Here is a 13,571-nt window from a genome sequence, read left to right as displayed (position 1 = left end):
GAAACGATTCCGTCACATGCAGCATCTTCTCTATGGGTGTTACTCCTTCAACGCACCGATCATTACGCCTTTTACAAAATATTTCTGTAAAAATGGATAGATCATCAGAATGGGAACGGTAGCAATGATTATCGTAGCGAATTTAATAGATTCACTGATCCGAAATACCTCATCTTGGGTAACACCTGCCAGCATATTTTGCGCAGAGGATTGAATCAGGATTTCTCTCAATATCAATTGGAGCGGGAACAAATTCCGATCCTGTAAATAAATCATGGCCGAGAACCAACTGTTCCAGTGGCCTACGGCATAAAAGAGGGTCATAACCGCCAGAACCGGCATAGAGAGCGGAAGCACGATCCGCAGCAGAATTCTGAAATCATGGGCGCCGTCTATTTTGGCAGACTCTATTAAACTATCAGGGATAGACTGAAAGAAAGTCCGCATCACTATCAAATTAAAAGCACTAACCGCACCAGGTAACAGCAGCGCCCACCGTGTATCATACAAGCCAAGCTCACGGACATTCAGATACGCCGGAATTAAGCCACCACTAAAAAACATCGTGAACACAATAAAAGCCATTATGACATTTCTCCCCTCCAGATTCTTTCTGGACAGAGGATAGGCACCAAGTGTAGTAAGCACAAGATTAATCAACGTACCGACAATGACATAAAAGAAAGTATTTCCGTAAGCTGTCCAGACCCGCGTATCCTCAAATACCAGCTTGTAAGCATCCAGATTAAAGCCGATTGGAAAGAAGCTTACCTTCCCCGCAGCAATAGCATGTGCATCACTGAATGAGGAAACCAGCACGTACCACATCGGGTACAGGAACAGGAAAGAACACAAGATTAGAAACAGCACATTGCAGCTGTCGAATATGATTTCACCCATACTGCGTTTCACAACCATTGTCTACCCTCCTAAAAGTTTTGTGAGCTATTCTTCATTGAAGTTACTTCGTACAAAACTCGCATCGGAAGTTATGCTTACCATAGGCTGCTTTCAGTTGTTTTTCGGCTGATCCGATTAGCTAGCACGAGCAATGTGAAGTTAATTACAGAATTGAATAATCCAACCGCCGCAGAAAAACTATAATTCGCTTCCATCACACCTCGTCTATAGACAAATGTTGAAATAACATCCGCAGTGACGTACGTTCCTGGATTGTAGAGCAATATAATTTTGTCCCAGCCCACATTCAGCAGGGTACCGACATTCAGAATCAAGAGAATTAGGACCGTAGGGAGAATCCCAGGCAGCGTTATATTCGTTAGCTGTTTCCATCGCCCTGCTCCATCTACAACTGCAGCTTCATACAGGCTCGGATTGATACCAGATAACGCTGCTAAATAAATAATTGAATTCCAGCCTAGGCTCTGCCACATGCCAGAACCCACATAGATCGTTCGAAACCATTCCGGCAGAATCAGGAACTGGATAGGCTCAGAGATCAGGCCGATGCCAAGCAACAGGCTGTTAATAATTCCTCCGGGCTTGGTGAAATCAATAATCATCCCGCAAATGACGATGAGCGAAATAAAATGCGGCAAATAAGACACGGTCTGCAAAAAGGACTTCAGCTTCTTGAGCCGCAGCTCATTGAGTAGCAGGGCAAAAGCAAGTGAAGCAGGAAAAATGAAGATGAGCGAGTAGAAGCTCATTAAGAAGGTATTTTTAAGCAGTCTGAGAAAATAATAGCTTTCGAAAAACTTCTCGAAATTCTTGAAGCCCACCCAAGGACTATCCGTGATCCCCAAGTAGGGATTGAAATTCTTAAAGGCAATGATCGCCCCATACATCGGCTTGTATTCAAAAATCAGAAAATACAAAACCGTAGGGAGTAACATGAGATACAGATAGCGATTGGAGGCTATCCGCTTCCAGGGAATCGGACTCCTCTTGACCGGAAGCTTCCTGCTTTCAACTTTAGCGACTTTTACAGGTACAGCCATATAGTTCTCCTCTCCCGGACACTGGCGTTAGTCATAGCTGTCATGCGGCGAGCGGTCACTTAGAAATCTCTGAACCGCTCGGCCCACGACAACCTCTTACAAGCTGAATCATTTCCCTTTAAATCGCTCGTATGCAACCTGATACTCTTTTAGCACATCGTTAATCCCCATCTTCTCAAGCTGCTTCATCACTTTGTCATAGTCTTCAATCTTTTGGCGCCCCATGATCATGGCATTAATTGTCTCTGCTACATAGGTCTGAATATCAGCCATCAAAGGAACAACTACATCGTTTTCCTCTGTTGTGAATTGGACTGGAGGCAGCTTGCTATCAAAATCAATATAGTCACTGTATAACTCGAGTGGATTTTCCGTCTGTCCGTTAGCTTCTCGGATCTGCTCAGCATATCTGGTATCCGCTACTGTAGCCCAGCTTCCGCCCCCGATCGTATGGTTCAGCAGTTCCTGTGTATTCGTGAGACCATTGGTTGGATGAGTCACTTCTTTCTTATAAATAGGCTCTCCGTTTACCAGATCATAGGACTTGCCTTCAACCCCAAAGTTGTTCAAAAGAATGCCTTCCTCTGAGTATTGATAATCCAGCCATTTCATCACTTCCTCAGGATGCTCGGTCCGCGAGGAGACCGCCAATCCGTGTGCTGCTGCCTGCCAGCGGAAGGAGACATGACGTTGATCACCGTTTGGTCCTTTTGGTGGAATGGCCGGTGCAATTTTGAAGGTCGGATGTTTACCCTCCATTAAAGTAGTAAAGTTCCCCATGTAGGAACCAGACCAACCAAACCATGCCCCTGCCACATCAGTAGTCACTTTCTCAGTCAGGGTCTGGAATGTGGTATCTACCAGATAGTTCGGGTCGAGCAATTGTTCATCGTAAAGACGGTGCAGATAGGTTACGACATCCTTGAATTTCGGATCGTTCGGACCGTATTTCACTTGGCCGTTATCCACGAAGAATCCGTAGTCAACACCAAAGGCAGGAGCGAATAACATCATGATATTTTCCAAGTTAACCGTGACCAGTGGAATTTCATCCTTCTTGCCATTTCCGTTGGCATCCTGCTCCCTAAATGCTTTGAGCATGTTATACCAATCTTCCGTAGTTTCCGGCATAGATAGACCCAGCTTATCGATCCAGTCTTTACGCACTTGCGGGAACATTTGAGTGAGATCCTGTGAATCAAGAACGAGATTAGGTAGGTAAAAAATGTGGCCTTCAGGCGAAGTGATTTGTCCCCGGATATCCGGGTTGTCGTCGAGGATTTTCTTGAAGTTTGGCGCATTTTTCTCAATTAAATCTTCCAGAGGAAGCAGCGCGCCTTGTGTACCATATTTTCCGGAATCCGTGCCCCATAGATCATTGTAGATAATGTCCGGCAGCTTACCAGATGACATTAATAGGCTAAAAGCTTCCGCACTGGCTTCCGTACTATGTTGAAAGTCGATATGAATGTTAGTGTTCTCTTCCATTTGCTGAAAGGATAATTTCTCATTAAAATTAGTTCCTCTAAAATTGCCGCCGCTTGGTGACCAAAGTGACAGTTCTAGCTTATCTGAAACAATCGGGAGCTGAAGACCGCCTACTGTTTTCCCTTCCTTAACGGGAGCTTGCGTAGCCTTCTGAACCTCCGCAGTAGGATCTGCGGTATTGTCCGTTTTAGTATTCGAACCGCCGCAAGCAGATACGAGCGTCACTAGTGACAATAGGACAGGCAGCAGCAGAGCTAATTTCCTTTTAGCAACATTCATAATTCAACCCCCTATTAATAACTAAAAAATAAGATAATCATTATGATATATTCACTAACATCAATCAGAAGGAATCAACAATACATTAATAAATTTTTAAATGAGTGATTATTCTGCAAACAACCTTTTGTAGGGGATATCCTCCTTTCACTACCCTTTTTTCTCCTTAAATTAGACGAAAACATCTGTTCTGACTTCTTTTTGATTTACATTTCAGAGTATCAGATCTTTTATTTCACCAATCTGATATATATCTGATGTATTTTATTATATTTTCCAGCCTACATGATGTCAATATAATAATAAGAAATATCTCTAATAAGTGTAACCTTATATAACATGTACCTGTCGCAAAATGTAGAAAACCCTCAAATTTAATAGAAAACGCTTACAAAATTACCTATATATAAACGCTTCAAATAAGCCGACTCTGATCTTATACAGATAAGATATAGCGCGCAATATATACTTTTTTTTCTGAAAAAAATGCGTAATAATGGCCTCAAAGCACCATCATCACGCGTTTCATTAATTTTACAGAGAACATCAATCTCAAGAAAAAAGGTCTAAACCTTCTGATCGGCAGCATCCTGTTCCGAAATCAAGACACTCAACTCTTCATGAAGTGTTTCCTCATCAATCATCTTTGACCAATAAGCGTTCAACAACTTACGAAAGCTCTTTAGAACAGCAATAGGAAGCCCTAAATCTTTAAGGTAGGAGAAGGTTGGAAATAGCTCTCTGTACATCAGATATCTCGAAGGACGATTCAAATGATCCGCCGTGCTCATCTCAGCGATCCGCTTTCGAGCTGGAATACTTACTGTGCGCTCCCGAATAATTTTCTGTGCTTCTACGGAAGCAAGGAAGTTGACGAATTGACGAGCCGCTTCCTTTTGTCTTGAATTCCCGACCACAGCTGCTCCGATCGTCACCAATAGCGTCTTCTGTGGATCTTTTGATTTCAGCCTAGGTAACGGTGCAAGATCATAATCGAGCGTTAATTCCTTAAATTCATTTAAATTAAAAAAAGTCGTCAGAATCATCGAAACCTGCTCTTGGACAAACAATGAGATCGTCTCATCTTCATGATTGCCAGCAAGATATTTCGGGAAAATCTGATGGTTATTCACAAGCCGACTATACACACTAAGGCTATTAGCCGTCTCCGGACTAAGCGTACGGTGCTCGATCCCGTCTGCCACGGTTTGAATACCGCTCTGCAGCAGGAATACAGAATAACGATTCTCAGAAGCAGGCACAAAATAAATGGCATGTCGTCCACGTTTCTCCGCCAACTGACGAGCCGCCTCAATCAAGTCATCCCAAGTCCAATAGCTGTCCGGCTCCGGCAGATCCGCTTCCCGAAAATGGGCCTTGTTGTAGCATAGCACCACGGGGGAGAATGAAATCGGATAGGCATACAACTGCTCTTCATGATAAAAAGCTTCCGTCGCAATTGGATATAATTCAGGATCAGGCTCAAGCGATTCCAGTAAGTCCGCTGAACCATTTTCAGCCAATTCCTGAAATTGCGTGCTATTCAGCGATACAGCATCGAGCATCCCATTATTGATCAACTCCACCGCAGAATTCACATGGTCAAAATCATTCAGAGCCAGCGGAAGAATATGAATACCGGGATGCAGTCGATGAAATTCACCAATTAGATCATCCAGCAGAAAGTCCTTGGACAGCGAGGAGCTGCAGCCAAAATGAATACGGATCCTCTCCTGCACAGACTCCATAACCTTACTGCCGACACGGTCGATTTTGACAATAAGACCTTCCTGGACAAGCACATCCAGCCCTCTTCTGACCGATTTATTACTTAACTCAAATTGCTTAGCTAGTGTACTCTCTGCTGGCAGATAAGCACCTGGCTGCAGCACTCCACTTAGGATATCCGTACGAAGCTTACCCACCATATGATCGAGTCGCTCTCGGAAGGAATGACGACCTGATTTATTATTCATGTACAATTCTCCCCGAAAAATCCAAATTTACATCATCTCCCTCTTATTTTGCGTCAGCTCTGATTTGAAGTCAAATAAAAATACCCATTTTCCCAAAAATTTTAAGTTAAGTAAATTCCCCTCTGCTTCAGCCGAGAGATGTCATGGGTGAAGGGCTGGAACTTCGTGTGCACCCTTCCTTTAATTCAATAATTAGAAAAGCCACCTGATTAGAGGTGGCAAACTTCCAAATTATCTATACGTAAGAGATTTCGCTATGCTAATTGTGTAATAACGAGATGTGCTGAAACAGATCTTGTTCCTCCAGCGAGAGGAGTAATAGTAAGTGCAGTGGAATTACCAGCTGGATTCCTAACTGTCAGTATGGTATTAATGACCGTTGTTTGAACTATAGCCATTTCTACAATTTCTGATGTACCTGTCGCACGTCCAACTACCGTATAGGCGAGATCTGCGCCATTAAGAGTCAAGATGAGTTGGCCTGCTTCCGTTACACTAACCTGAAATAATACCTGATAAGTCCCTATTGCTGCTAAGTTAAAAGAACTAGGACCCGTTCTTGCAATTGTCGTCCCGCTGGTAGGGCCATCTTGAGGAAAACTCACGTCTGTTCCCGGTGCTACAGTTGCTGCATTATCAGGGGGCATCAGGGCAAAAAAATCAGCAAAGCCTAGTACTCCTCCTGCTGCTCCGGTTGCTCCTGCGACTCCTGGCGCACCGGTTGCTCCTGCTGCTCCTGCTGCTCCCGGTGCTCCGGTTGCCCCAGTTGCTCCCGCTACTCCTGGCGCTCCGACTGCTCCCGGTGCCCCGGTTGCTCCGGTTGCTCCTGCTGCTCCCGCTACTCCCGGTGCTCCGGTTGCCCCAGTTGCTCCCGCTACTCCTGGCGCTCCGACTGCTCCCGGTGCCCCGGTTGCTCCGGTTGCTCCTGCTGCTCCCGCTACTCCTGGCGCTCCGACTGCTCCCGGTGCCCCGGTTGCTCCGGTTGCTCCTGCTGCTCCCGCCACTCCCGGTGCTCCGGTTGCCCCAGTTGCTCCCGCTACTCCCGGCGCTCCGACTGCTCCCGGTGCTCCGGTTACCCCGGTTGCTCCCGCTACTCCTGGCGCTCCCGCTACTCCCGGTGCTCCGGTTACCCCAGTTGCTCCCGCTACTCCTGGCGTTCCGACTGCTCCCGGTGCTCCGGTTGCCCCAGTTGCTCCCGCTACTCCTGGCGTTCCGACTGCTCCCGGTGCTCCGGTTGCCCCAGTTGCTCCCGCTACTCCTGGCGCTCCGACTGCTCCCGGTGCTCCGGTTACCCCGGTTGCTCCCGCTACTCCCGGCGCTCCGACTGCTCCCGGTGCTCCGGTTGCTCCCGCTAATCCCGGTGCTCCCGGTGCTCCCGGTGCTCCGGTTGCTCCAGTAGATCCGGTTGCACCTACAAAACCTTGAGGTCCTATAGCTCCAGCAGGACCAGGTATACCTTGTGGACCCTGAGGACCTAGGAGTCCTTGTGTGCCCGGTACTCCTTGCTCCCCTTGAGGACCAACGGGTCCCGCTATACCCTGTGGACCCATTGCTCCCGCTGGCCCAGGTTGACCGTGAGGTCCTTGGGGTCCTGGGGGGCCACCGGCGGGACCTTGAGGCCCTTCTGCTCCTTCGAGTCCTCGTGGTCCTTGGGGTCCCGGTACGCCTTGGGCCCCTTGCACTCCTTGGATCCCTTGTGCTCCTTTAGGTCCTGTAGCACCAACGACTGTTGGAGTGGTAACGTTCACTTCAGGCGGAGGACATGTGACTTGCACAATTTTCTTAATAACTTTTCGACGATGTTCTTTTCTTTTTCTTTTCGAAGGATATACATTGGCGATTTTTTTCTTATGACATTTTTTATCGTCTGGACAACTCAATACGTACACCTCCCTATAAAGATAGTTCAGTGTACGCATCTTATTAATTTTAGACATGGACCAATAACTAGTTTTCACTAGACTGGAATCTATATCCAGAAAAAAGGGCTACAAATATAGGATGTCGCCCTTGAGCATACTACAATGTCCACACCAATTTGGATTGCTTTTCGTATTTTATTACTAGGACAACTGACACTTCCCTATTAGACCCATATCTATGATTTGGGTCTTTTTTTTTTTTTTATTAATTCTACCTCAAACTCAGTTTATATCACTTAATTCGCTTTCTGATCTCATAAAAAAACAGCCCCCAAACCCTGGGAGCTTCTAATAATCAATTATTATTTTTTGTCGACAGGCTTACGAATCGCATTGCCCACCTTCACAAGAATATCAGACATCGAAGCCTCATCATTTACATCATAATCATCAATGTTCAAACGAAGCACTGGGCAAGCCGTAAACTCGTTAATCCATTTCGAATATCTGCCATGCATATGCTCCCAGTAGGAAACATCCGTTTGAATTTCCATCTCACGGCCACGTTCATTAATTCGGGTCAGGATGGAAGGCAAGCTGCCTTCAATATAAATCAGCACATCAGGGTGCGGGAAGTATGGCGTCATAACCATAGCTTCATACAGGCTGGTGTAGGTTTCATAGTCTATTTTGGACATTGTACCTTGATCTGCATGCATTTTCGCAAAAATACCGGTATCTTCATAGATGGAACGGTCCTGAACAAAACCACCGCCGAGTTCGAACATCTTCTTCTGCTCTTTAAAACGTTCAGCAAGAAAATAGATTTGCAAGTGAAAGCTCCATCTCTCAAAATCATGATAGAACTTTTCGAGATAAGGATTGTGATCAACCTGCTCTAGCGAGGTTTGAAAATTAAGTCTTTTGGCCAAGGCGCCTGTTAAAGTGGATTTCCCCACCCCGACAGTTCCAGCCACGGTAATTATGGCGTTTTCCGGGATATGATATGAATTCATTTCATTAGCTCCTTTATATAAGAGACAATTTCAGTGAAGTGTTCTGGATTCTCCACGAAATCGACTGCATTTCCATCAATGGTAATAATTACGGTCGAAGGCTCCTGAATTGCTAGAGAGGCCATCGCGTCATCATAATCTTTAATTAATTGCTCCAAATACGCAGTATCCATCCCCTCTTCAAAGGGACGCCCACGTTTTTCAATTCTGGTTAATAACGTATCTAAATTGGCTTTAATATAGAGAATGATATTCGGCTTTGGCAGGTCATCCGTAAGCACATGATAAATTTGCCGATACTTCTCACGTTTCGTTCCGTTCAGTGTTCGTTCTCCAAAGATGAGGTTCTTATAAATATGGTAATCCGAAATGACCGGGATCCCTTTATCTATGTACTGTGTAACGGTATCTTCAAGCTGCTTATACCGATTACAAAGAAAAAACATCTCCAGTTGAAAGCTCCAATCGTCCATGTTCTCATAAAATTTAGCCAGAAACGGATTCTCATCGACAATCTCTTTAATGATCGGTAAATTTAATTCCTCTGCTAGCATAGAAGCTAATGTTGTTTTGCCAGCCCCGATTGGGCCTTCTACTGCAATAAACGGTGCATGTTTCATTGACGCTGACTTCCTCCTCAGATACGAACCTTTCAATAGCATTCAAGCATAAACGCCTTCGGCGTCCTTACAAGAACGGTAAGTTTAAGCGGGAAATATAAGAACAAAGTATAGTGTGAAACTTATACTTTCTTTTATGTTTATAAAAACAGACTAAATTATTGTATCACATGAGACCTTTCTTGTGAGTGGGTAAATATGAAGAAACTTTTCCAGTAGTTCTAGCGTCTAAATGTAAGATAATGGATTATAGCGTGAACATATCAAAATTATCTAATAAAGAAAAGAGAGGTATTCCTATGAAAAAATGGCTCAGCATGGTTAGTGCTGTTCTAGTATTAAGCCTCGCCTCTAACGTAAGCGCAGCTGCAGCTGCAGAGAACCCAACCACGACTACCAACCTCACTTCGTATGGCGCGGATTATCTGACCAAAACAGATGGTTCCTTTTGGGTATGGGGAGGTAATCGCTCCGTCCCTACGCAAATCCATGACCTGAATGAGGTACAAGCATACTTTGGTTCACAATATGTAATGAAGAAAGACCTTTCGGTCTGGCAATGGAGAACATCGGCATACTCTGAAACTGTTAAAGTGACCCCCGTTCAAGAGCTAGACAATCTGGTCGATATATTCATGACGGGAAATAGAACGATAGCCCTTAAAGGAGACGGGACGATTCTAAGTGCCCCCCTTTCATCCGATGGACTCACTACCTCCGCGTTCACACCGGTTTCCGGCGTCGATAACGTGGCCGCTGTGGGCGGTTACTATGAGTCTGATCTTCATAAGAGCTGGACACGTTACGTGTTCTTAAAGAAAGATGGAACTGTTTCTACTACACGCGATGACTTCGAAAGCTTCGAAACCATCCTGAATTTAACGGATATTATTCAAATTAAAAACAATCTGGCACTTAAAAAGGACGGCTCCATATGGAGTTGGCCAGTCCAAGATTATTACAATAACCAAGGAGCTCCAATAGATCTATCTGCGACCCCTCTCAAGGGAATCAGTAATATTAAAAGTTTAAAAGGAAATCAGAACAGCCTATTAGCCATTGATGGAGCCTCTCAATTATGGTTCTGGGGCGCTACCATTACAGGTTCCTCAGACGGAACAACCTATCATGAACAACCACCGATTCTTCTAAAAGGGATCAAGAATGTAGTTGATGCTTACATCGTAGAGCGGTCTATTGTTGCGTTAACCGGGGAAGGAAACGTCTATCAAACTTCTATTGAGAACGAAATGATGCCCGCAGATTCAAAATTCACACTTCTCGAAAAAGAAATAAGTAGCCTAAAGAAAGGCGGACGACATATCATCATGCAAAAGAAAGACGGCTCACTCTGGGGCTGGGGTGTCAATAAGGACGCACAGCTGGGCTATGGCGACTATGAATTCAGCCATGCCGGGCCCGTTCCAGTGCAAAAGCCTATTTCAATCTCCTTAAATGGAGAATCTATCCCACTCTCAAATGGAGTTATTACTCGAAACGGACAAAATTTCGTCCCGCTTCGATCGCTGTTCGAAAAATTAGGAGCCACAATTACCTATAAAGAGAACTTTACAGCTGCGAAAACAATAGATAAACAAATTATGATCACACGAGCCGCTACAGATAAACCGGCTCTCGCCATCAGTATTAACGGTGTAACTGGAGCGACAATGGTGAACAATACAACCGTAAATCTTCCTACACTACCCTTCATCGTAAACGGTTCGATGTATCTGCCACTTCGCTTTATAAGTGAGCAACTCGGAGCAAATGTGGAGTGGCTCCCACAAGAGGAGCGCATCGCCATCACGATGCAATAAGGAGTAATCAAAAAAAGGTGTCCCATCACGGGACACCTTTTTATTCTTAAGATAAACGTCCGCTGAAATCTTCGAAAGCGAACTGTTTGATTACTTTGATTCCCTCTTCTTCATTGTAACTAACAATGGAAGGCAGGTTCACGCCATTAAACATATGGTTCTTCACCATGGAATAATGGGCCATATCAAGGAATACGAGTCTATCACCGTATTTCAAAGGCTCCTTGAAAGAATAATCTCCGATAACGTCTCCCGCTAGGCAAGTCATTCCACCTAATCTGTACGTATAAGGATATTCTCCAGGTTGTCCAGCATCGATAATGTTCGGACGGTACGGCATAGCCAGTACATCCGGCATATGGCACTCTGCCGAGGTATCTAGAATCGCAATGTCCATGCCGTTATGCATCACATCGAGAACGGTAGCTACCAGATATCCGGTATTAAGAGCTACTGCCTCACCCGGCTCCAGATAGATTTCCACACCGTAAGTCTCTTTCATGTGCAGAATGCATTTGACCAGGGTCTCCAGGTCATAGTCAGGACGTGTAATATGATGACCGCCACCGAAATTAAGCCATTTCATTCCTTTGAGATAAGGTCCGAACTTCTCTTCGACTACCTTAAGCGTACGCTCAAGTGTATCCGAATTCTGTTCGCACATGGTATGGAAGTGTAGTCCATCAATGCCCTCAAGCTCTTCCGGTCTGAAGTTAGGCAGAGTTACTCCCATTCTGGAATAATTGTAGCACGGATCATACAGCGGAACTTCGATCTCGGAATATTCCGGATTCACTCGAATGCCGCAGCTGATGTGCTTCGGTGCGCTCTTTACGCGATCCTTGAATCGATTCCACTGGTCAAAAGAATTGAACACAATGTGATCGGAGTATCCAAGGAGCTCATCAAACTCACTATCTATATAAGCTGGTGCGTATACATGAACCTCTTTGCCCATTTTTTCATAACCAAGTCTGGCTTCGAACAAGGAGCTTGAGGTTACACCATGCAAGTACTTCCCAACTAACGGATACAAGGAATGCATGGAGAAGCCTTTTTGCGCGAGCAAAATCTTTGCTCCAGTGCGTTCCTGTACAGAATTCATAATCTCAAGATTACGTGTAAGCAATCTTTCATCTACAAGGTAACATGGTGACGGGACTGCGCTGATATCAATATCCATTTCTCGCGCCTTAGTCTAGCAGCGTTGGCGAGAAATCTTCTTGCCAAGGCAGACCATGTTTATTTAAAGCTTCCATGAATGGATCTGGATCGAACTCTTCAACGTTGAACACGCCTGGTTTCTTCCAGATACCTTTTATAATTAACATCGCTCCGATCATTGCAGGAACGCCTGTAGTGTAGGAAATGGCTTGGGAGCCAACCTCTGCATAGCACTCTTCATGATCGCAAACATTGTATACATAATAAGTTTTCGGCTTTCCGTCTTTGGTTCCTTGGATGATACATCCAATGTTTGTTTTACCTTTTGTTCTTGGTCCCAAGGAAGCCGGGTCAGGCAAAATCGCCTTCAAGAATTGTAGAGGAACGATCTCTTTACCTTCATACATGATAGGCTCGATAGAAGTCATGCCAACATTCTCAAGCACTTTCAAATGCGTCAGGTAGTTCTGCGAGAAGGTCATCCAGAAACGGATCTTCTTCACACCCTTGATGTTAACAGCCAAGGATTCCAATTCTTCATGATACAAAAGATAAATATCCTTTGGTCCAATTTCCGGAAGATCATATACCTTTTTCTCAGAAAGCGGTGCAGTTTCAATCCACTCGCCATTCTCGAAATAGCGGCCATTGGCTGTAATTTCACGAATATTGATTTCAGGATTAAAGTTTGTTGCAAATGGATATCCGTGATCACCAGCATTGGCGTCTACAATATCAATGGTATGAATCTCATCAAAATAGTGCTTTTGAGCGTAAGCTGTGAACACGCCCGTTACACCTGGATCAAATCCACTACCAAGCAACGCGGTAAGGCCTGCTTTTTCAAATCTTTCTTTATAAGCCCACTGCCAAGAGTATTCAAATTTCGCTGTATCTTGTGGTTCATAGTTGGCAGTATCCACATAGTGTACTCCTGTTGCCAGGCACGCATCCATGATTGTCAGGTCCTGATATGGGAGAGCGACATTAATAACGACATCCGGCTCAAAGCTCTTGATCAGTTCAATGACTTCGTCCGTATTATCTGCATCGACCTGAGCAGTAGAAATCTTCGTGCGGCCTCCGGCTAATTTATCTTTCAGAGCGTCACATTTCGCGACAGTTCTGCTAGCTATGCAGATCTCTTCAAATACATCCGGGTTCTGGCAGCATTTGTGAACAACAACACTGGAAACACCGCCAGCGCCAATAATTAACGCTTTTCCCAAAATAAAAACCTCCTAAAATTCCATTTGCAAAATCAACAAGGCTGATTATACATAATATTTTTGAATAAATCAATAAAAACCGACAAAAAATGATGTTTATTGTGTAAAATCTCCAAGGATTCTTGTTAATACTCTTGAATGCTCATATTTCCTCGA

10 protein-coding genes are annotated in these 13,571 nt (G+C 44.7%); 1 reads left to right on the top strand and 9 read right to left on the bottom strand.

The genetic code is table 11. From position 1 onward, the window contains the following. Positions 1–39 precede the first annotated feature (39 nt). The 7 genes from R50345_RS10015 to R50345_RS09985 form a co-directional block, all read right to left on the bottom strand. The gene (locus R50345_RS10015; protein WP_042126182.1) at positions 40–918 is read right to left on the bottom strand and encodes a carbohydrate ABC transporter permease; all 879 of its coding nucleotides are present in this window, start codon (positions 916–918) and stop codon (positions 40–42) included. Between the two features lie 77 nt (positions 919–995). Next, complete coding sequence (locus R50345_RS10010) at positions 996–1,961, bottom strand: ABC transporter permease (protein WP_081954051.1); 966 nt, start codon at positions 1,959–1,961, stop codon at positions 996–998. A 108-nt stretch (positions 1,962–2,069) separates the two neighbouring features. Next, a complete protein-coding gene (locus R50345_RS10005) occupies positions 2,070–3,728 on the bottom strand; it encodes an extracellular solute-binding protein (RefSeq protein ID WP_042126180.1) in 1,659 nt (552 codons plus the stop codon). A 566-nt stretch (positions 3,729–4,294) separates the two neighbouring features. Beyond that, on the bottom strand, positions 4,295–5,704 hold the full coding sequence (locus tag R50345_RS10000; RefSeq protein ID WP_042126177.1) for an extracellular solute-binding protein: 1,410 nt from the start codon (positions 5,702–5,704) through the stop codon (positions 4,295–4,297). A gap of 254 nt (positions 5,705–5,958) precedes the next feature. Beyond that, on the bottom strand, positions 5,959–7,584 hold the full coding sequence (locus R50345_RS32200) for a collagen-like domain-containing protein (RefSeq protein WP_269321986.1): 1,626 nt from the start codon (positions 7,582–7,584) through the stop codon (positions 5,959–5,961). 344 nt (positions 7,585–7,928) lie between these two features. Continuing rightward, positions 7,929–8,582, bottom strand: coding sequence for a deoxynucleoside kinase (locus R50345_RS09990; protein WP_042126175.1), 654 nt, complete (start codon positions 8,580–8,582; stop codon positions 7,929–7,931). Continuing rightward, positions 8,579–9,202, bottom strand: coding sequence for a deoxynucleoside kinase (locus R50345_RS09985; RefSeq protein WP_042126173.1), 624 nt, complete (start codon positions 9,200–9,202; stop codon positions 8,579–8,581). Before R50345_RS09985 ends, R50345_RS09990 begins: the two co-directional genes overlap by 4 nt. 299 nt (positions 9,203–9,501) lie before the next feature. Between R50345_RS09985 and R50345_RS09980 the strand changes: the two genes are divergently transcribed. Further along, positions 9,502–11,022: a stalk domain-containing protein gene (locus R50345_RS09980; protein WP_042126171.1), complete on the top strand. Its 1,521-nt coding sequence runs from the start codon at positions 9,502–9,504 to the stop codon at positions 11,020–11,022. A gap of 46 nt (positions 11,023–11,068) precedes the next feature. On the opposite strand, the gene nspC is transcribed toward R50345_RS09980, so the two are convergent. Both nspC and R50345_RS09970 read right to left on the bottom strand, forming a co-directional pair. Further along, the gene (nspC, locus tag R50345_RS09975; RefSeq protein WP_042126170.1) at positions 11,069–12,205 is read right to left on the bottom strand and encodes a carboxynorspermidine decarboxylase; all 1,137 of its coding nucleotides are present in this window, start codon (positions 12,203–12,205) and stop codon (positions 11,069–11,071) included. Between the two features lie 10 nt (positions 12,206–12,215). Beyond that, positions 12,216–13,415, bottom strand: coding sequence for a saccharopine dehydrogenase family protein (locus R50345_RS09970; protein WP_042126167.1), 1,200 nt, complete (start codon positions 13,413–13,415; stop codon positions 12,216–12,218). Between the last annotated feature and the right edge of the window lie 156 nt (positions 13,416–13,571).

Origin of the sequence: Paenibacillus sp. FSL R5-0345 (assembly GCF_000758585.1) — a bacterium.
GTDB lineage: Bacteria > Bacillota > Bacilli > Paenibacillales > Paenibacillaceae > Paenibacillus_AQ.
This window is presented reverse-complemented; position numbering and strand designations above follow the sequence as displayed.